At 58.5% G+C, this 18,715-nt stretch carries 17 protein-coding genes; 7 read left to right on the top strand and 10 right to left on the bottom strand.

Annotated elements, in window-relative coordinates; genetic code table 11:
- Positions 1–12 precede the first annotated feature (12 nt).
- Positions 13–2,184 (bottom strand): catalase/peroxidase HPI, encoded by a 2,172-nt coding sequence (katG, locus tag RBB47_RS13185; RefSeq protein WP_305986278.1) that lies wholly within the window; start codon positions 2,182–2,184, stop codon positions 13–15.
- Between the two features lie 273 nt (positions 2,185–2,457).
- Here katG and RBB47_RS13180 point away from each other — a divergent pair, with 273 nt between their 5' ends.
- Complete coding sequence (locus tag RBB47_RS13180) at positions 2,458–3,372, top strand: LysR substrate-binding domain-containing protein (RefSeq protein ID WP_305986277.1); 915 nt, start codon at positions 2,458–2,460, stop codon at positions 3,370–3,372.
- Here the strand turns inward: RBB47_RS13180 and RBB47_RS13175 are convergent.
- From RBB47_RS13175 to RBB47_RS13165, 3 genes are all read right to left on the bottom strand, one after another.
- A complete protein-coding gene (locus RBB47_RS13175; protein ID WP_305986276.1) occupies positions 3,356–4,525 on the bottom strand; it encodes an MFS transporter in 1,170 nt (389 codons plus the stop codon). The two genes, RBB47_RS13180 and RBB47_RS13175, sit on opposite strands and share 17 nt — an antisense overlap.
- 917 nt (positions 4,526–5,442) lie before the next feature.
- Positions 5,443–6,105 carry a bifunctional 2-polyprenyl-6-hydroxyphenol methylase/3-demethylubiquinol 3-O-methyltransferase UbiG gene (locus RBB47_RS13170; protein ID WP_305986275.1) on the bottom strand — a complete coding sequence of 221 codons (663 nt, stop codon included), beginning with the start codon at positions 6,103–6,105 and terminating at the stop codon, positions 5,443–5,445.
- Positions 6,106–6,152: 47 nt separating this feature from the next.
- On the bottom strand, positions 6,153–6,299 hold the full coding sequence (locus RBB47_RS13165) for a hypothetical protein (protein WP_305986274.1): 147 nt from the start codon (positions 6,297–6,299) through the stop codon (positions 6,153–6,155).
- Between the two features lie 84 nt (positions 6,300–6,383).
- Between RBB47_RS13165 and RBB47_RS13160 the strand changes: the two genes are divergently transcribed.
- Entirely contained in the window at positions 6,384–7,286 is a 903-nt protein-coding gene (locus tag RBB47_RS13160) for a LysR family transcriptional regulator (RefSeq protein ID WP_305986273.1), read from the top strand.
- 18 nt (positions 7,287–7,304) lie between these two features.
- Here the strand turns inward: RBB47_RS13160 and RBB47_RS13155 are convergent, their stop codons facing one another.
- From RBB47_RS13155 to RBB47_RS13140, 4 genes are all read right to left on the bottom strand, one after another.
- The gene (locus tag RBB47_RS13155; protein ID WP_305986272.1) at positions 7,305–8,435 is read right to left on the bottom strand and encodes a serine hydrolase; all 1,131 of its coding nucleotides are present in this window, start codon (positions 8,433–8,435) and stop codon (positions 7,305–7,307) included.
- A gap of 117 nt (positions 8,436–8,552) precedes the next feature.
- Positions 8,553–9,191 (bottom strand): glutaredoxin 2, encoded by a 639-nt coding sequence (grxB, locus tag RBB47_RS13150; protein ID WP_305986271.1) that lies wholly within the window; start codon positions 9,189–9,191, stop codon positions 8,553–8,555.
- Positions 9,192–9,248: 57 nt separating this feature from the next.
- The gene (locus RBB47_RS13145; protein WP_305986270.1) at positions 9,249–10,241 is read right to left on the bottom strand and encodes a YHYH protein; all 993 of its coding nucleotides are present in this window, start codon (positions 10,239–10,241) and stop codon (positions 9,249–9,251) included.
- A gap of 96 nt (positions 10,242–10,337) precedes the next feature.
- Positions 10,338–11,237 carry an alpha/beta hydrolase gene (locus RBB47_RS13140; protein WP_305986269.1) on the bottom strand — a complete coding sequence of 300 codons (900 nt, stop codon included), beginning with the start codon at positions 11,235–11,237 and terminating at the stop codon, positions 10,338–10,340.
- A gap of 394 nt (positions 11,238–11,631) precedes the next feature.
- On the opposite strand from RBB47_RS13140, the gene RBB47_RS13135 reads away from it, so the two are divergent.
- From RBB47_RS13135 to RBB47_RS13120, 4 genes are all read left to right on the top strand, one after another.
- Positions 11,632–12,336, top strand: coding sequence for a ParA family protein (locus RBB47_RS13135; RefSeq protein WP_305986268.1), 705 nt, complete (start codon positions 11,632–11,634; stop codon positions 12,334–12,336).
- Positions 12,337–12,706: 370 nt separating this feature from the next.
- Complete coding sequence (locus RBB47_RS13130; RefSeq protein WP_305986267.1) at positions 12,707–13,663, top strand: HlyD family secretion protein; 957 nt, start codon at positions 12,707–12,709, stop codon at positions 13,661–13,663.
- Positions 13,660–14,598, top strand: a complete 939-nt coding sequence (locus RBB47_RS13125; RefSeq protein WP_305986266.1) for an ABC transporter ATP-binding protein — start codon at positions 13,660–13,662, stop codon at positions 14,596–14,598. Before RBB47_RS13130 ends, RBB47_RS13125 begins: the two co-directional genes overlap by 4 nt.
- Positions 14,595–15,740 (top strand): ABC transporter permease, encoded by a 1,146-nt coding sequence (locus tag RBB47_RS13120; RefSeq protein WP_305986265.1) that lies wholly within the window; start codon positions 14,595–14,597, stop codon positions 15,738–15,740. The genes RBB47_RS13125 and RBB47_RS13120 overlap by 4 nt, the downstream gene beginning before the upstream one ends.
- Positions 15,741–16,088: 348 nt before the next feature.
- On the opposite strand, the gene RBB47_RS13115 is transcribed toward RBB47_RS13120, so the two are convergent.
- Positions 16,089–17,009 carry a DMT family transporter gene (locus tag RBB47_RS13115; protein ID WP_305986264.1) on the bottom strand — a complete coding sequence of 307 codons (921 nt, stop codon included), beginning with the start codon at positions 17,007–17,009 and terminating at the stop codon, positions 16,089–16,091.
- Between the two features lie 225 nt (positions 17,010–17,234).
- Positions 17,235–17,567, bottom strand: coding sequence for a hypothetical protein (locus RBB47_RS13110; RefSeq protein ID WP_305986263.1), 333 nt, complete (start codon positions 17,565–17,567; stop codon positions 17,235–17,237).
- A 342-nt stretch (positions 17,568–17,909) separates the two neighbouring features.
- Between RBB47_RS13110 and minC the strand changes: the two genes are divergently transcribed.
- Complete coding sequence (gene minC / locus RBB47_RS13105; RefSeq protein WP_305986262.1) at positions 17,910–18,695, top strand: septum site-determining protein MinC; 786 nt, start codon at positions 17,910–17,912, stop codon at positions 18,693–18,695.
- Positions 18,696–18,715 lie beyond the last annotated feature (20 nt).

The raw sequence follows: 18,715 nt of genomic DNA, 5'->3' as shown, positions 1-18,715 counted from the left end.
GGTTCCGATCTCTTAGGCGAGATCAAAGCGGTCCGCATTCATGACTTTCGTCCAGGCGGCAACGAAGTCCTTGACAAACTTCTGCTGATTGTCGTCCTGAGCGTAGACCTCAGCATAAGCGCGCAGAACCGAGTTGGAACCGAAGACGAGGTCCGCGCTGGTCGCCGTCCACTTCAGTGTGTTCAGCTTGCGGTCGCGGATTTCGTACGTGCCGCCATCGACAGGGTTCCAGCTGTTGCCCATGTCCGTCAGGTTGACGAAGAAATCCGTCGTCAGCGCACCTTCGCGGTCCGTGAAGACACCATGCTTGGTGCCGCCGTGGTTCGTGCCAAGAACACGCAGGCCGCCGACAAGGACGGTCATTTCCTGCGCGGTCAGACCCAGAAGCTGAGCGCGGTCAAGCATCAGCTCTTCCGGGCTGACCACATAGTCTTCCTTTTCCCAGTTGCGGAAGCCGTCAGCGAGCGGCTCCAGAACCTCGAAGGATTCAGCGTCGGTCTGCGCGTCGGACGCATCGCCGCGTCCGGGTGCGAAGGGGACAGCTTCGTTGTAACCGGCAGCCTTGATCGCCTGTTCGACGCCGACATTGCCGGCCAGGACGATCACGTCGGCAACCGATGCACCGGCTTCTGCGGCAATCGGCTCAAGAGCTGCCAGAACCTTGGCGAGCCGAGCCGGCTCGTTGCCTTCCCAGTCCTTTTGCGGTGCAAGGCGGATGCGGGCGCCGTTGGCACCTCCGCGCTTGTCAGAGCCGCGGAACGTGCGGGCACTGTCCCATGCGGTTGCGATCATCTCAGAAGCGGACAGGCCGCTGCCCGCAATCTTGGCTTTCACGGCATCGACATCGTAGGACGTCGAGCCGGCCGGAATCGGGTCCTGCCAGATCAAGTCTTCAGCCGGAACGTCCGGGCCGAGATAGTTGGCACGCGGGCCCATGTCGCGGTGGGTCAGCTTGAACCAGGCGCGCGCAAATGCATCGCGGAAGTAAGCCTCGTCCTCCATGAACTTGCGGCAGATCTCGTTATAGATCGGGTCCACTTTCATGGCCATGTCGGCGTCCGTCATCATCGGATCGTGACGGATTGAGGGATCGGACGCATCAACAGGTTTCTGGTCTTCCGGCATGTCGACCGGCTTCCACTGCCAGGCACCGGCAGGTGACTTCGTCAGTTCCCATTCATAGTTGAAGAGATAGTCGAAGTAGCCCATGTCGAACTTGGTCGGCTCTTTGGTCCAGGCACCTTCGATGCCGGACGTGAACGCGTTTGAAGCCTTGCCGTGCTGATCCGGGTTGAGCCAGCCAAGACCCTGCGCTTCGAGACCGGCCGCTTCCGGTTCGACACCGATGTGATCGCCAGAACCGTTACCATGTGCCTTGCCGACGGTGTGGCCGCCGCAGGTCAGAGCTGCGGTTTCCTCGTCGTTCATCGCCATGCGCTTGAAGGTTTCGCGCACGTGGGCACCGGTTTTCATCGGATCAGGCTGACCGTCGACGCCTTCCGGGTTGACGTAGATCAGACCCATGTGAACTGCAGCCAGCGGGTTTTCCAGAGAGGCCGCATCGTCCGTGCTGTCGTAGCGGTTTTCTGCAGGCGCGAGCCACTCCTTCTCGGCGCCCCAGTAGACGTCGGTTTCCGGGCCCCAGATGTCCGCGCGGCCAAAGCCGAAGCCGAAGGTTTTGAAACCCATGGATTCGTAGGCCATGTTACCTGCAAGGATGATCAGATCCGCCCAGGACAGGGCGTTGCCGTATTTCTTCTTTACCGGCCAAAGCAGGCGGCGGGCCTTGTCGAGGCTGGCATTGTCCGGCCAGGAGTTGAGTGGCGCAAAGCGGATGTTGCCGGAGCCGGCACCGCCGCGACCGTCCTGCATGCGATAAGACCCAGCAGAGTGCCACGCCAGACGGATCATCAGGCCGCCATAGTGCCCCCAGTCAGCCGGCCACCAGTCCTGGCTGTCGGTCATCAGCGCACGGACATCGGCCTTGACCGCTTCGTGGTCCAGTCCCTTGACAGCTTCACGGTAGCTGAAGCCCGGGTCCATCGGATTGGTCCGCGCACCGTGCTGGTGGAGAATGTCGAGGTTCAGTTCATTCGGCCACCATTTGGTCACCGAATTGTCCATCGACGTATTACCGCCATGCATGACGGGGCATCCGCCCGCCTTGTCCACTTTCGCGTCCATAATCCACTCCAATTCAAAACTCGGTGCACGCACCAGCTAAAAGAACTCCGGCCGGTGACAGCAGTTTGACAGCGTATGCGCCACTCACGATATGCGCATTCGCCTGCTGCTGTTCCAGTCCGCAGAACCAATATCTCTTCGCGAAACAAACGGGAGTAGCGACGCGCCGGGCCACTGGCCTTCGCGCCTCTCCAGTTTTTTCTGATTCTAAACTAGCAGAGCGATCTCATCAGAAGAAGTTGAATTTCCTGATCGCTTTGATAGGATTTTCTTATGATAAATATCACCCTGAAACAGCTTCGCTATTTCGAGGCACTGGCGCGTCATGGCCACTTTGGCCGGGCCGCAGAATCCTGCGCAATTTCGCAGCCGGCTCTGTCCATGCAGATCAGGGAGATGGAAGACGCGCTCGGCGCTGCCCTGATCGAGCGCGGACCACGTCAGGTTCGGCTGACCCATTTTGGGGAAATCGCGGTGGAACGCGCGCGCGATATTTTGCGGGCGACGGAGGAACTCAGTGATCTCGCACGCGCCTCAAGAGACCGCCTTGTCGGACGCCTGCGCATCGGTGTCATTCCGACCATAGCCCCTTATCTGTTACCACGGGTAATCAGCGCGCTTTCAACCCAACATCCGGAGCTTGATATTCACGTGCGGGAAACCGTGACCCCGAAGCTGATCCAGGAGCTTGGGGAGGGAAAACTCGATACCGCCATTGTCGCTCTTCCCGTCTCGGAAGCGTCCCTCGCCGAAACGCCTCTCTTCACAGAGACCTTCATGCTGGTGCGGTCTGCCCGGGAGGCCAATGCGCCCATGCCGAGCGCCGACACGCTCAGGGAAATGCGCCTGCTGCTGCTGGAGGAAGGCCATTGTTTCCGCGACCAGGCGCTCTCCTTCTGCAACCTCCCCTCGGGCCCGCCGCGCGAAGTGCTCGACGCCAGCTCTCTCTCAACGCTCGTTCAGATGGTCAGCGCCGGTATGGGCGTCACGCTGATCCCGGAAATGGCGGTGCCTGTGGAAACGCGTTCTGCTTCCGTCTCCGTGTCGCGCTTTCAGGATCCCGAACCGACACGGACCGTCGGCATGGTTTGGCGCGACTCCAGCCCGCTTGGGGGCCAACTCGGGGAGATCGCCGAAATCGTTCGCAGTTCGGCGGCAAAGACTGAAACGCTTACGCCGCCCGCTTGAAGAATGTCAGGGCTCCCAAAACCGCCATCGCTCCGGAAATTGCCAGCAAGACGGCCCGGGCGTCGTCGCCTGATGCAAACACCGCGACCGCAAGTCCGGCAATTGGTTGGGAAATATTGTTCAGACAGATGATCACTCCGGTGGTCTTGCCAAACTCACCGGCTGGAATGATCTCCTTGCGCAGGGTACGGACATAGATGTTGAACATCTTGTCGAAACCGGCAATCAGAAGAAACCCGGCAACATAGACCAGCGGATGGACGCCGAGACCTGTGAAGACTATGCCGAGTAAGATCATGGCATAGGCCGCTCTGCCGAGCGTCTTCAGGCCGAAGTGAATATGTGCGGTCATGGTCAGAACCGCAAACGTGGCGGCGGCACCGCCGACCTGCAGCCACGCATAGGTTTGTTCGCTCTGAGCGTAGAACCCCGTCATCATCGCCGCTGCCGTGGCAAGCGTTGCGCCGATCGCCAGATTGACACCTGCAGCCTGGAGAACAGCGCGCATCAGCCCGGGGATTTGCCAGACGAGTCTGAACGCGGTCGCAAGGTCTTTAACGGGGTGCCGGCGCTCACTTTCGGGCCGCTGTTCCATGCGCCCCTGCCCACGCCAGAGCAAAAACGTGCCGTCGGCAAGAAAAAACAGCCCGGTTGCCAAAAAGACCACGGCTTCCCAGGGCCAGATCGCCATCATGTAGGCTGCCGTCAGGGGCCCGAGCACAACGCCCATCTGCGCTGCGAGTTGGCTGTAACTCGCCACCTTTTCGAACCGCTCGTCTGAAAAGGCGCGGACCAGAACCATCTCGAGGGCCAGCAAGCCCTGGGTCGTCAGGACGCCGACCACGGCTGAAAGCGCAATCAGCCACCAGACGCCACCAAACACAATCTGGCCAGTGATGCCGACCAGGCAAACGACGGCCCGCAGAATACGGCTCACGCGCAAGAGCAGGATCGGATTGAGCCGATCACACAGGATGCCGGCAACAGGAAAAGCCAGATAGCGGGGCAGCGTTTCAAAGAAGAAGGCCAGACCCGACCAGGCGACATTGCCGGTGATCTGGAAAATCACCAGCGGCACCAGAAACAAAAGGATCTGGTCGGCCAGAACCGTCAGAAACATGGACGCGAAAAAGGCGCGGTCGCGGACGAGCATCGGAAACTTTCAGGGATGCGCCGAGGAGAGGCGTATTAGGTAGCACCCTGACCGAGGCACCGCAATCCGATGAAACGCGTTGCTCCGTACGCTTCAACTTCATCCAAGGAGCGCGTTTGCGCGCGTCTTTAAGCAACCAAGCCGGTTTCGGGTCTCGCTTGGCAGTATTCGCGTTGTTTCCCTCTCCCATTGGGGAGAGGGCTAGGGTGAGGGGCCAAATCCATCAAGTAAACTGAAACGTTTGTCCCCTCACCCGGCCTTTCAGGCCGACCTCTCCCAAGGGGAGAGGTAACAATCCTAGAAACATGCGCATTTTTCCACTCGTGCGACCTGATTCAGCGGTAGCGTGAAAGCGATTCCTCGAATTGAAGGAGGACGCGTTCACGCTGAACGTTTCTCTGCGGGAAGGTCAATCCTTTATTGTCACCTCGGATCTCCGCTGCGCTGCGTCCGGGGTGACAAGCAGAATGGGCGTCGTGCAATCTCCCTTCCATCGCCGCTCGCAGTCCCATGCCTCCCCGGCCATGAGCCGGGGTCATCTTGCCAAGATGCACGCAGGATCATGAGTCAATTCCGGGACGGTGCTGAGGGTTTATCGATGGCGCGAGCCAAACACACAATGTCACCCCGGCCCTGAGCCGGGGCCCACTCGCCGATCAGCTTGTCGAAGGGTTTGAATCGGGTGCGGCGGCACCTAAACTTGCTAGGTTCACTCTGCAGATGAGTAGGCCCCGGATCTACCTCCGGTCGTCCGGGGTGACACCATCTGCTTGAACAGGTCTCCCGCGTTGCCGCGCATTGTTGTCCCAGCACCCGACTTTTCGGGAACGACAGCGCGTGTGATTGGCTTGCGCGGCGCCTCACTTCTTGTGCTGTCCCGGCCCTGAGCCGGGGCAGCTCCTGTTGATTAGGCTGTCTCAAACCTTCCGGGCGACCACAAACCGGCTGCGGGGTTCCGGGTAGGTTCCGGTCTCGATGATCTCGAAGCCGGACCGGCTGATCAAATTCTCAACGGAGGCAAAGGAGTACATCTTCACGAAGGGCGCCTTGCCAACCAGCTGCATCGCCTTGATCAGCGGCAGGAACAGCCAGGCCTTGTCCTTGAGACAGACGGTCTTTGAGATGAACAACCCGCCGGGCTTCAAAAGACCGTGCACGCGGGCCATGAGGTCTTCAGGCGTTTCCACGAGATGCAGGAAGTTGTAACCGAGAATGGCGTCGTAGCCTTGTTCCGTCTCTACGCTCTCACTGAAAACGTCTGCGACGGCGAAACGCAAACCGGCGTGTGCATCACCTTTTTGCTGTGCCGCTTCGAGCTTGTCGTCTGCGATGCGGACCATGCCGGGTGCAAAGTCGGTCGCCAGATAGGACCTTACGTTCGCGGCCAGAAGCAGTGCGGTGGAGCCGGTTCCACATCCCAGCTCCAGAACATCATCCTCCGGTCCGAGATGCTCGATGGTGCGCGCCAGCGTCTTTTCGTAGGCGCTCTGGTCCTTAACCGGAGATGCGGCATATTTCACCGCGATCTTGTCCCAGAAGCGTGTTGAAGGCGTCATATCATTGGTCCATGCAATTGCCATGGTCGGTCTTTCTCAAAATTCAGGCTGTTGAAGGGTGTTCGCCCGGATTACTTGCGTTTCCGGGCGTTGCCACGCAGGCCGAGACGCTCCAGCAAATCACGCCCGATTTCCCGGCCGCCCATCGGCGACGCAAGAAATTCCAGTACAATGATCACTGCACTGACCAGATGTGATGCAAAATGGTGCGGACTCATCCGAAGCGCTCCTTACGTCTTTTCTAGCCCCTTCAAAAACGAATGGAAATTGCCGAAATTTCACTAGGTGATATACATATTTGCATGAACTGGAAGAGTATAACATTTGATTGGAACCAGGCGCGCGCTTTTCTTGTAACAGCGGAAGAAGGATCCCTTTCGGCCGCTGCACGCGCACTCGGCCTCACGCAACCGACCTTGAGCCGGCAGGTTGCTGCCCTGGAGGAAGAGCTTGGCGTCACCCTGTTCGAGCGCTTGTCGAAGAGCCTTGTTCTGACCGAAGCCGGCGTCGAACTTGTCGAACATGTGCGCACGATGGGCGATGCGGCGAGCCGGATCTCTTTGACGGCCTCCGGTCAATCCCAGCAGATCGACGGCCTTGTCACGATTTCCGCAACCGACCTGATGGCCGCCATGATCCTGCCGGACATCCTTCGCGACCTGCGCCGGAAGGCACCGGCCATCGAGCTCAAGATCCTGTGCACGAACAGTCTCAGCGATCTGCGGCGGCGCGAGGCCGACATTGCCATACGGCATGTGGAACCAGATCACCCGGAACTTTACGCGCGCAAGCTACGCGAGGCGCCGGCGCGGATCTTCGCTGCAAAGTCCTATCTCCAGACATTCGGCAGGCCCCTGACAAAGAGCGATGCTCCCGATCTCGACTTTGTCGGCTACGACAACAACGAGGAACTTGTGGTTTATCTGCGTGCCTTCGGGCTGGATGTCAGCGAAGCCAATATCGACCTCGGTTCACCGAGCGGGATGGTCGCCTGGCAATATGTCCGTGAGGGATTTGGCCTGTCCATCATGGCCGACGAGATCGCGGCTCGCTGCCCGGAGATTGCGCCTGCCTTTGAAGATGTCGAGCCGATCACGTTTCCCATCTGGCTGGTCACGCACAGGGAGCTTCGGACAAGCCGCAGGATCCGGACGGTGTTCGATCATCTGGCCGCAGGGCTGCTGGCGGTCAGACCCGGAACCTGAGCTGCGCCCGGGAAAAGCTCATTCCTTGTGCAGACTGTTCCAGGAGGAATAAAGCGTTGAGTGCAAAAGCGCATGCTCCTCACCGAAACGAACAACGATGAGGTCTCTTTCCGGCATCATGTAAACCACCTGGCCGCCCTGCCCCATCATGTAGGAAAAGCGCCCCTGCAAATCTTCTCCGTCTCTGTCCAGAACATTGTGGCGAAGGTGCAATCCGTAGACACCGGTCGCAAGGTCGGAGGACTGAAGGTGCGTTCCGAATAACTGCCGTTTCAGGCCTTCTGGAAGAAATGGCGCCTCTTCGCCGCCATTGGTCATCAGGAAATGCCCGACCTTCACCCAGTCGCGTGCGGTCGCATAAAGGCAGCAATAAGGTGTGACATCCGTTGTTTCGATGTGCCGAAGCCAAAAGGCATCGGCAGCGCCGGCGGGATACCAGATCTTTTCGGAAAGAAGCGCGTGAAGCGGCCGACCGTAGAGCTCTGTCAGCAAATGGCCGAGGATTGCCGAATTCACGTTCTGGTAGGAAAACTGGCCCAGCAGTTCGGGTTTCGGCTCAAGCCTGCCGGCAATTGCCCTGACACCGTCAGCGTGAAGGCTCGCAAGATTTCCAAACGGATTGGCATGCGTCAGATGCCCGCCCTTGTCGGAGCTGTTTCTTTCAAAATCGACTCCACTGCGCATTTCCAGGAACTTGCGGATCGGGATCTGTCGGAAACCGTTCGACCCGAAGGACACCAGATAGCGACCGATGGGATCCTCGAGACTGCTGATCTTGCCTTCGGCATGTGCTTTGAGAACCAGCGCACCGACGAGGCTTTTGACCAGCGAATAGGAGTTCAGACGCGTCTCGGGCCCGATCCTGTCGGCATAGGTTTCGACAGCCAACCGACCGTCTTTCAGCGCGAGAAGCGCACGGCTGCCAGACGTTGCAAATATCTCCTGTCCGTGTGCGTTGAGACTGCGCAGCGCGGGGTGTCTAGCCAACGGCTGCGAACTGCCGCGCACGGTCTCGTAAGCGCCAAGCGCCGGCCAGACAGCGCGTGGATAGCCGGCCGACATCAGTCCCCAGATCCCGGATGCGTAAGCCGCTGCAAGGCCTGCGCAGAAAATCGCAAACACGATTAGGGACAGTCTGAGCAAAAACATTTCACGAATTCCCGGTCACTGCTTTTGGTGATGGAAACCCGAATGCGTGACCGAAGTAGGACAGGTTTCAGCAGTTTTCGTGCAGGGCGCGAGAATTATAAAGACAAGCCGCGTGGCTCAGATCACCGGCAAAGGCTTGAACCCGGTCCGCGCCATCAGGGTCTCGAAATAGTCCGTTACGCGCGGCGGAAACGTCAGTCCCTTCACCACAGCGGCGGAGCGCAGGAGCGGAAGCAGGCGGATATCGTCCTTTGACAGCGTTCCGTTGACGGCATCCGGGCTTTCAATCCGGCCATCGAGGTCTTCCAGAACCGGCATCAGTTCACTGATGAATTCGCGCGTCCTTGCGCGAAGCGCGACAAAGTCCTCATAGACCTTGAGCTTGCGGACTAGATAGTGGTCATGGGCAGCAATCGTTGCCATTTCCGGGAGATCGAGCAACGGATAGCGGGGCATGGTGAGATAAGGCGTGATCTTGAGGATGCGCGCGCACAGGTCTGAAATCTCGGGCTGCTCCGGCCCCGTCAGAACGGGGTCGCCCATTCGTTCGATGTGATCGACCATATCCATGCTTTCCAGCATGGGGGTTCCGTCATCACGCACAAGGATCGGGATCACGCGTTTGCCGACCAGCGAGATCATCGCCTCGCTGTCGTCATCCAGCACCACCTGCTCTTCGAGCGGAATGCCTTTCAACGCTGCGATCATGCGCACGCGAAAGCACAGCGAGCAGTGCTCGAACATCAGGAGCTTCATCTCGTCTCCGTTTGAGAACCGGCCCGTTGGTCTCGGCGCGAAAACCCTTTGGGCAGTCTAGCGCGGCTTGGCAAAAGAGGCGTCCTGTGTGCCGCGCAGGCAGGCGACGATCCAAGGATAAGTGTCGGTCACATAGTATGCATAGACGCCGTTCACCGTCATGCCGTTGCACTCATCCAGATCGCCGGCATTGGTAAATTCGTAGTCCGAGCGGTAGAGACCATTATAGTTTCCGCCCGGATTTCCGTCGCCCGAGGGCCGGGAACCCTCTTTCAGCGTGTAACCCGATGCGGCCTTGCGCACCTTGCCATCTTCATCCTTGAAATAGGTACCGTAGACCGGGAAGCCGTCTGCCGCGAACCCAATCAGCGGCGACCCGTCCGGACCGGGGTTATCATCGAAAAGCGCGTTCGGATTGCCGTGATAGTGATAGCGGCCGTCAGGCTGTGTGTGCGCATGGTGATTGTCCTCCGCGAAGGTTGCCAGCGGCGACATCGGATCGAGGAGCCAGGGATCGTCTGCCCGGCAACCGGCCAAAACATTACCATCGGCGTCAGCCTGGGGGCTTGATGGCCTGTAGCACCCGGCGGATTGGATATCGACGACGGCGCCGTTCAGGAGGATCGCATCAAAACTGGTATGCTCCAGCTCGGCGATACGGCCACTGAATTCTGGTTTGCGCGTGATGTAGAAAGAGTGCCCGATCGCAGCTACTTCAGACGCAAATTTCCGACGTGAATCGCCGCCTACATCATGGTTCGGAATGCCGTTGGACTGGATCGTGCACGTGTCGCCTTCCACCGTGACAAGGACGGCGCCGCTGAGCGAGCGATCCTGTTGGAGGTCTTTCACTTCAGACGTATAGGCACTTGCGTAATCGGCACAGTCCGGCGACGTGTTGGTCAGGATCTTGTTGGTGATCTTTACACTTCCAGGATCGCTCTCGGCCGTTTCGAGAATAACCGTCGCGTCCTGGGCGGCACCTTGTGCGGCAAAAATGAGCGTTCCAGCAAACACAAACAGCCCTGCGGCTCTGAAAGGCGTTTTCATCAATTGAATTCCCTTAAGCGGTTCAGCGGCGCCCTCGCCGATATACATCATAAGGTGAAATTTACTTGAACGCACCCATTGCGGGCATTCACAAACTCACCCAAGCATCCAATTCAGCACCAGACGCCAGTCTGTCATCCGGATGGGTGTGCCGTGGGTGCCGGTGTCGAAGAGCGTGAATTTGATCGGGTAATTCGGGGCGCGGGACTTGATCTGCTTGAAGAAGTTGGCCTGCGTTTCCCAATTATAGACCCGGTCCAGCGTGCCCTGCCCCATGTAGATGGGAACGTTGCGCGAGAGAGCGCCTGAAGAAAAGATATTGGGATCCTTCGGGGAACCCAGCAGCATGATGCCGCTGATGAGACTGGAATAATTGCCGTTCTTGACCAGGTTCCAGCAGATGATCCCCCCCATGGAGCCGCAGGCGACCACAACCCTCGCCCCGGGCGAGATCTGCTTCTGGTACTGGATCAAGGCTGCGACGTCTGCCGTGCCGCGCTTGTCGAAATTCTCAATATCGACGGTGAGATAGGCACCGCCATTGCGCACCATCAGGTTTTGGATGCGATTGAAGTTGCCGCCGAACGAGACGTCATTCATGCCCTGAAAGCGGTTGCCGCCCTGACCGTGAATGTAGATGACAATGACCCGCGCACCGCCTTTCCACTTGCCGGTCCCCATATATTTGACCGTGCGGCCGTTAGCCTGCAGCTCCGCGCTGCCCCTGCCCCGCTTGGGTTTGTAGGAAACGTAGTTGCCGAACACCTTGCGCTCATCGACTTCGTCCCGGTCGCGAAGATCGCGCTGCTTGGAATATTCAACGACGATGAAGTCGCCGTTATAAAGGCTCTCGGTGACCTTCTTGTAGCGGAACAGGCGATCCTTGTAGGGCTTCAGCACCTCAGCTTGTGCAGTACCCGCGAAGGCTATGGACAACCCGACAAGCAGGCCACGGAACAATCGGGACGGGCGGACTGACAGCATTCGGTGCAGCATATGGGGTCCTTCGTTCGGGCAGCCAGCGCGATGAAACCAGCCGGTAACCTACGCCCCGCACAGCCGCTACGCAATTGCGGCAGCGGTAAAAACCGGCCTGTCACCTCGTCTGTTCACACACAATATCTCGATGGCTTTTGAGACCCGGATTCGGCAATCAGTCGGATGAAACACTTTTCAGAAGGCAAGATGTAATTGCCGCGCACCCTGGCATAACGTCAGAAATACGGAGGAATTTCCTGACTTTATCCACATTACTTGAGGTGATCTGAATAACTTTTTTGCAAATTGCGACTTTAAGGAATTGGTAACCATAAAAACCCGAGACTGCCTGTTAGAGGGCCCGAATAGGCTGATCTGCAAGACGACGCACGGCAAGGTCAGGAGAACCAGGATGCCAGTCATTTCCTTCGCAAACGCAAAAGGCGGCGCCGGCAAGACCACGGCTGCCTTGCTGCTGGCGACAGAAGTCGCAGCACGGGGAAAACGCGTGACCATCTTTGACGCCGACCCGCAAAAGTGGATCTCACGATGGTACGAGTTGCCGAACAAGTGCCCGCGCATCTCCGTTGTCAGCGAAATGTCGCCGGCCTCGATTGCCGAGCAGATCACCCACGCCGCGGAGTTTTCCGATTATGTGATCGTTGATCTTGAGGGCACGGAGAACCTGATAGTCGCCAATGCCCTCTCGGTTTCCGATCTGGTTGTCGTTCCAATCCAGGGCTCTTCCATGGACGCGCGCGGCGGTGCCAAGATCCTGACCCTGATCAAGAAGCTGGAAAAAATCGTCCGCCAGGACATCAAGCATTGCGTCGTCCTCACGCGCACAAACGCAGCCGTCACGACGCGCGCGATGAAGGCGGTGCAGGACTTCCTGTCTGCGCAGAACATCGATGTCCTGATGACCCCGATCGTCGAGCGGGCCGCGTTCCGCGACCTGTTCGAATTCGGCGGCGGGCTGGCCACGCTGAATCCGTCCGTGGTGTCGGGCGTTGCCAAGGCGCGGGAAAACGCATCGCTTTATGCCGCGGAAATCCTGGAACGCGCCATCAAGGTTCCGAAGAAACGCTGGTACGACGTCTTCAAGCGCGCCAGCTGATCCCGCGCTCACCGCGACGCCATTCCCGGGTTTTGCGCGTGTACCGAGCCCGTGTCCGCGCGCAAATGCCCAAGCCGTCATCGCGAAGCGGGGTGAAGTGCGGCCGAAAGGATGGGCCGCGAACGCATGGGTGTGCCGCCCGTCCTTCGAGACGCCGCTTGCGTGGCTCCTCGCGACGGAGCCGGGCGTTGGTTTTCTCTAAACGGTTTGTGAAGCGTCCGGTTTCTTCGATGCCGAGGCATGTCGCCAGCCGTCTTTCTACAGGACGGCTTTTTCGATACTTCCCATTGTTCTGCCTCCAGTGCTCGCATTATGGTAGGTCCCCGCCAGTTTCTGGTTAGGACATGTTGCTGATCCATTGGAGGAATTCATGCTCCCGTTTTTGATGCGCTCGGCTCAGGTGGGTCTGGTCAGCCTTTTGCTCGCAGGCTGTTTCGGCGAAGACGGCAACGTGGCGCTTGGAACCCTTGAAAGGGACAGGGTGGCGCTGACGGCAACAGCCAATGAGATCCTGATCGACCTTCCCGTGGCGCAGGGAACATTTGTTGAAAAGGGCACAATTCTCGCGCAACTGGATCCGACGCAGCAGCAGGCCGTGGTCAACCAGGCGCGTGCGGAAATGCAAAAGAGCAAGGCGAATCTGGACAAGCTCCTGAACGGATCAAGACCAGAAGACATTGCACAGGCGCGCGCAAGTGTTGCCAGCGCCAAGGCAAATCTCCTGAATGCGGAAGCTTCATTCGCACGCTTCGACGACCTGACAACGCGTGGCACCACGAGCCAGGCCCAACTGGACAGTGCGCGCGCGACACGCGATGCGGCAGTGGCCAGCCTGGAAGGCGCTGAACAGAACCTGAAGGAGCTGGAAATCGGCTCCCGCGAGGAAGACATCGACATTGCCCGGGCTGAACTTGCTGCCGCGGAGGCCAACCTTCAAACGCAGGAAACCATCCTGTCTGATCTCAGGATCGTCGCATCCCGAGACGGGGTGCTGGACAGCCTGCCCTGGAACCTGGGTGAGCGGGTCACTGTCGGCAGCCCGGTTGCGGTCCTGCTCGCAGGCGATGCGCCTTTCGCACGGGTCTATGTGCCGGAGCCGTACCGGGTGAAAATCAAGGAAGGTGACAAGTTGCTGGTCCGGATTGACGGCCTGGATTCAGAGATCGAGGGCCAGGTCCGCTGGATCAGCTCCGACCCGTCCTTCTCGCCGTACTATGCGCTCAACCAGACCGAACGCGCGCGGCTGATGTATCTGGCTGAGGTGCAACTTCCCGACAGTGCTTCCGAACTTCCGAACGGTGTTCCAGCCCAGGTTGTCATGCCGTGAACACCGTGTCTCCGGAGATCGCGATTGAAGCCAAGGGTCTTGTCAAGAAATTCAAGGATTTCCGCGCTGTTGACGGGCTTGATCTGACCATTGAACGCGGAATGATCTACGGTTTTCTTGGACCGAACGGCTGTGGCAAGACCACCGCAATCCGAATGCTGACCGGCTTGCTGACGCCGACGGAGGGAAGCGTCGAGGTGCTCGGAATGTCCGTGCCCAAAGACGCCGAAGCCCTGAAATACAAGATCGGCTACATGACGCAGACGTTTTCGCTCTATGGCGACCTGACTGTCCTGGAGAACCTCAATTTCATGTCGACGATTTACGGCATTACGGGAAAAGAGCAGTCGGACCGCATCAAGGAAGTTATGAAGCGATATGATCTGGCGGACCTGAAAGACCGGTTCTCGGGCAGGATGAGCGGCGGGCAACGGCAAAGGCTCGCCCTTGCGGCCGCCGTCCTTCACCAGCCTGAACTTTTGTTCCTGGACGAGCCGACCTCGGCCGTTGACCCTGAGTCGCGCCGGCTTTTCTGGGAGCAACTGTTCGATCTGGTCAGCGACGGGACGTCGATCATCGTCACGACCCATTTCATGGATGAAGCAGAACGTTGCCACAAGCTTGCGATCCTCGAAGCCGGGCAAAAACGCGCGGACGGCACGCCGAAGGAACTGATGGCCTCCATGGGGGCGAATGTGGTTGAGATTGAAGGCCCCAATCTGAGAGAGATCCGGCGCAAACTTGATGGCAAGGAAAACATCATGGCCGCCGCACAAATCGGCGCGCGGCTTCGCGTTCTGGTTCACGACGATGTCGCGGACGCCGAAGCCTACCTGAAAGCCGCGCCCGAAACCGATGGGGCGACGCTGATCGAACAGGTCCGGCCAAATCTGGAGGATGTTTTTGTCACCGCAACCGGAAAAGGCCGCCAATGATCTCGATCTCCCGCATCCTGGCCATCTTTTTCAAGGAGCTGGCACAGCTTCGACGGGATCGCATGACCTTCGGCATGGTGATCATGATCCCGCTGATCCAGCTGATCCTGTTCGGATATGCGATCAACACCAACATCCGCGACATTCCGGTTGCGGTGGTCGATCAAAGCCAGACCGCTCTCAGCAGCATTCTGGTCGATATGGTGGAAGCGACGACCGTTGTCACGGTGACTGAACATCTGCAGTCCCCGGAAGAAGCGATTGAGGCCATCAAGGCTGCCCGGGTGCGGGCGGCATTTATTTTGCCGCCGGACCTGTCGAAGCGAGTCGCAACATCTCCGGCTGTTGGTCTGGGATATCCATCTTCCACCGACCAGGAGAACAGCCGGCCTGTGGCGCAGTGGATCGTGGATGCGTCCGACACCATGATTGCCAGCGGAATCCTGTCCCTGCGCAACATGCCGCTTTCGGAGCTGAACCGCCAACCGCCGAACCGGACCACAGCGACATTCGAAGTTGCGCTCTTCTACAATCCGGAGCAGAGGACCGCGGTCAATATCGTTCCCGGACTGGTCGGCATCATCCTGACCATGACGATGATCATGTTCACGTCCGCAGCCATCGTGCGGGAGAGCGAACGCGGCAACATGGAGATGCTGATCAACACGCCGGTCAAGCCGATCGAGCTGATGATCGGCAAGATCATTCCCTACATTTTCATAGGTCTGCTGCAGACCGTCATCATTCTCGGTCTTGGACACATCCTGTTCAGCGTGCCCTTCGGTTCCAAGAGCGTGGACCTCTTTATCGGCACACTGCTCTTTATCGGTGCCAGCCTGTCGCTTGGGCTGGTGCTGTCGACCATTGCCAAGAGCCAGCTTCAGGCGACCCAGATGACGGTTTTCGTGCTGCTGCCGTCGATCCTGCTGTCCGGATTCATGTTTCCCTATGAGGGCATGCCGGTGATCGCGCAATATATCGCGGAAGCCTTTCCCGCGACCCACTTCATGCGCATGATCCGGGGCTTCGTTCTGCGCGACGCCGGTCTCATTGAACTCTACCGAGACGTCCTGTGGATGTGCGGGTTCTTCGTCCTCGGCATGATCGTGGCCGCGCTGCGCTTCAAAAAGCGGCTGGATTGACGTCATTCACTGGCGCATCTCTTGAAAGAAACGCCAAGTCCGCGTTTGGGAACGGCTCAAAGTTCCGGATTTTGTGGCCCATCCTTCGAGACGCGAGCAAGCTCGCTCCTCAGGATGAGGTTTCATGTGCAGCAACTTCCCGAAAACGACCTTCATCCTTCGAGACGGACCTTACGGCCCTCCTCAGGATGAGGTTGTTGCCGGTAAATACTTGCGCACGGCTGACCAAAAATCGCCCTCTTCCTGAGGAAGCGCGTGAGCGCTGTCTCGAAGGATGGGCCGCTTGCTCTTTTGTCGGAAGGCTCAAGCCATCAGAGATCCGCAACTCCGACAACAAATGGCCCCGCCCTACTTGGGCTGCGGGCCCGTGTCGACGCGCGGGTTTGCGGTTCTGAGCACCGGTGTCTTTTCCGAAACGTTCTCGCGGCTTTCGCGCCAGACAACGAAGATGCCGGAGAGGATGATGACCGAGGACCCGACTGCCACGTAGATGTCCGGTGTTTCGGCGAAGAACAAGGCACCGAACAGCGTTGCCCAGAGGATCTGACTGTATTGCAGCGGGGCGACGAAAGCGGCAGGCGCGGCGCGGTAGGCCCCGAGGATGCAGAGCTGTGCAAGTATGGAGAGAAATCCGACAAGTGCCATCAGGCCGAGATCGGGCAGCGCGACGGGCACATAGACGATCGGCAGCGTCATCGACATGACCAGCAATGAAAGCAGCATCGGGTAAAGGATCAGGACCGCTGGCCGTTCCTTGCCGCCGAGTTTGCGCGCCAGGATGGACGACAGGGCACTGGCACCGGCCGCGGTCAGTCCCGCAAAATGTCCAGGTGTCAGCTCGATCACGCCTGGGCGCAGGACAATCAGAACACCGATGAGACCGACAAAAACAGCCCCCCAGCGCTGCATCCGAACCGTTTCGCCCAGCAGAGGCACCGAGAGAACCGTCACCAGAAGCGGCGTCGCAAAGAGCAGCGAATAAACTTCGGCGAGCGGCAAAACGGTAAAGGCGTAAAACCCGCAGGACATGGCGACAATGCTCAGCCCGGCGCGGCACAGCACTAGGACCGGAAAGTGCGGCCGGAAATTGTCGACAGCCTTGTCGGCGAGCATGAGAATGGACATCGGCACGAAGGCAAACAGCATCGAAAAGAAGATGATCTGGAAGACCTGATAGGTTCCCCCGAGCGACTTGATCACGGCGTCATGGGTTGAAAAGAACGCGAAGGCACCGAGCGCTGCGACAAGTCCCCTGAGCGTTGCTGACATGGCCGGAGCCTTTTCCATTCGATGAACAGGCCCGCGATCTGCGCAGGCCAAAGACATGAGGTGAAAGCGTGACGCTTCGCGTCATCTGCACTCATTGCAAGCACCTGAAGATGCTGCCACGCCGACTTGTTACCAGACTGCGCGCGACTGCCAAAGTCCCGGATGCCGTCTCACAGTCCGGAACTCATCGCAAAAAGCCATCAAATTAGGCTGCCGATTTGTTGTTCAGACGAAAACCCGCGCCAAGGTTGCGACCGCCAGGGCCGTTGCTGCCCGTTTCGGCCCGTCAAACTCGGACGCCGCCTGTCCGGGAACCGTCAGGCTGATCCGGTTGAGATCGGTTGCCTCAAGGTGGTCGAGATCTGCGGACTTGGCAGCCTCTTCGGCGGCGATGCGGATTTCGTCCAGCATGCGCACCAACCCCTGCCAGATATGGAGCGGTGGCGCTTCATTTGTGTCGCACCAGCGAACAATTTCATCTTCCGACACGTTGAGCGCCGCAGCAGCCTCATCCGTCGAGAGGCCGATATACCTTACTATATCGCTGAAATTACTCATTTTTCACCCCTGGCGCTATGCACTCACACACCTCTGATATTCTTATTGTGCGTTGCAATATGGCAAAATTCCAGTCCTTTACAAGAAATAAGTTAAGTCCTGTGCCGACAAAGGAATTGGGTGCTGGAACATAACGATGATTCTCCATGCGCTTCTCGGTAATTCTTCGGAGCCTTTGGTGCAGCAATCCCATTTCCGAATAGGCTGAACAGTCAATTGTCTGAAATTGTTTGACAAAATCGATATCGGTGGAAAACGGACGGCTGCCCGATTGTGGGGAGCGGTTGATGTTAGATTTGTTCAAACAAATCAATCGACCTGCCAACGCCGCCGGACCTCTTAATGAAGTTCAAGGGAAAATCCTTTATCGCGATCGTCCTTTCACCGGAACCGCCCTTCGATGCGTGGTTCAAGGAAATCGACCGGATTATTGCGCGGTCGCCTGGGTTTTTCATCGATCGGCCGATCATTCTCGACGTCAGGGGCAGCAATATTCCGATTGACGATCTGGAACAGCTTTTGTCCGGACTGAATGAGCGCTCCGTCCGCGTCATGGGGATCGACGGCGTTGCGGGAACCCGGCTGAAACCTGGTATGCCACCAAGTTTCGGCGGCGGACGGCTTGCCTCCGATGTGGAGGTCCCCGAACCAGCCGACGCTGACGAAGCGGCCAAGACTGTTTCCAAACCTTCTGAAAAGACGGCAAAAACAACAAACGGTGAGGCGAAGGAAAAAGAGGCTGATGGCCAGCCTTCGACCAAACCGGAAGAAGCCGCGGTGATTGCCCTCAACGACGACAGTGCGTCGATCGTTATTTCAGAACCCGTCCGGTCGGGGCAGAGCATTCTGCATCCCGACGGCGACGTGACTGTGATCGGCTCCGTCAGTTCGGGCGCTGAGATCATCGCCGGCGGGTCGATACATGTATATGGGGCACTGCGCGGACGTGCACTGGCGGGGGTCGCAGGCAAGGACAATGCCAGAATTTTCTGCACAAAGCTCGATGCCGAGCTGGTCTCGATAAATGGGCTTTACAAGGTTGCGGACGATTTTGACGGAGCACTTCGCAATGCACCTGCGCAAATTCGCTTCGAAAATGAGTCCCTGGTCTTTGAAGCGCTGAACTAACCGGGTGGCCGGTTGCCGCA

The sequence above is a fragment of the Roseibium sp. MMSF_3544 genome (genome assembly GCF_030732845.1).
In the GTDB taxonomy this organism is placed as follows: Bacteria; Pseudomonadota; Alphaproteobacteria; order Rhizobiales; family Stappiaceae; genus Roseibium.
This window is presented reverse-complemented; position numbering and strand designations above follow the sequence as displayed.

What these genes read in the sequence shown, in the direction of transcription:
- katG (WP_305986278.1), bottom strand. Translation starts at nt 2,184, where the DNA reads ATGGACGCGAAAGTGGACAAGGCGGGCGGATGCCCCGTCATGCATGGC.
- RBB47_RS13180 (WP_305986277.1), top strand. Translation starts at nt 2,458, where the DNA reads ATGATAAATATCACCCTGAAACAGCTTCGCTATTTCGAGGCACTGGCG.
- RBB47_RS13175 (WP_305986276.1), bottom strand. Translation starts at nt 4,525, where the DNA reads ATGCTCGTCCGCGACCGCGCCTTTTTCGCGTCCATGTTTCTGACGGTT.
- RBB47_RS13170 (WP_305986275.1), bottom strand. Translation starts at nt 6,105, where the DNA reads ATGGCAATTGCATGGACCAATGATATGACGCCTTCAACACGCTTCTGG.
- RBB47_RS13165 (WP_305986274.1), bottom strand. Translation starts at nt 6,299, where the DNA reads ATGAGTCCGCACCATTTTGCATCACATCTGGTCAGTGCAGTGATCATT.
- RBB47_RS13160 (WP_305986273.1), top strand. Translation starts at nt 6,384, where the DNA reads ATGAACTGGAAGAGTATAACATTTGATTGGAACCAGGCGCGCGCTTTT.
- RBB47_RS13155 (WP_305986272.1), bottom strand. Translation starts at nt 8,435, where the DNA reads ATGTTTTTGCTCAGACTGTCCCTAATCGTGTTTGCGATTTTCTGCGCA.
- grxB (WP_305986271.1), bottom strand. Translation starts at nt 9,191, where the DNA reads ATGAAGCTCCTGATGTTCGAGCACTGCTCGCTGTGCTTTCGCGTGCGC.
- RBB47_RS13145 (WP_305986270.1), bottom strand. Translation starts at nt 10,241, where the DNA reads ATGAAAACGCCTTTCAGAGCCGCAGGGCTGTTTGTGTTTGCTGGAACG.
- RBB47_RS13140 (WP_305986269.1), bottom strand. Translation starts at nt 11,237, where the DNA reads ATGCTGCACCGAATGCTGTCAGTCCGCCCGTCCCGATTGTTCCGTGGC.
- RBB47_RS13135 (WP_305986268.1), top strand. Translation starts at nt 11,632, where the DNA reads ATGCCAGTCATTTCCTTCGCAAACGCAAAAGGCGGCGCCGGCAAGACC.
- RBB47_RS13130 (WP_305986267.1), top strand. Translation starts at nt 12,707, where the DNA reads ATGCTCCCGTTTTTGATGCGCTCGGCTCAGGTGGGTCTGGTCAGCCTT.
- RBB47_RS13120 (WP_305986265.1), top strand. Translation starts at nt 14,595, where the DNA reads ATGATCTCGATCTCCCGCATCCTGGCCATCTTTTTCAAGGAGCTGGCA.
- RBB47_RS13115 (WP_305986264.1), bottom strand. Translation starts at nt 17,009, where the DNA reads ATGTCAGCAACGCTCAGGGGACTTGTCGCAGCGCTCGGTGCCTTCGCG.
- RBB47_RS13110 (WP_305986263.1), bottom strand. Translation starts at nt 17,567, where the DNA reads ATGAGTAATTTCAGCGATATAGTAAGGTATATCGGCCTCTCGACGGAT.
- minC (WP_305986262.1), top strand. Translation starts at nt 17,910, where the DNA reads ATGAAGTTCAAGGGAAAATCCTTTATCGCGATCGTCCTTTCACCGGAA.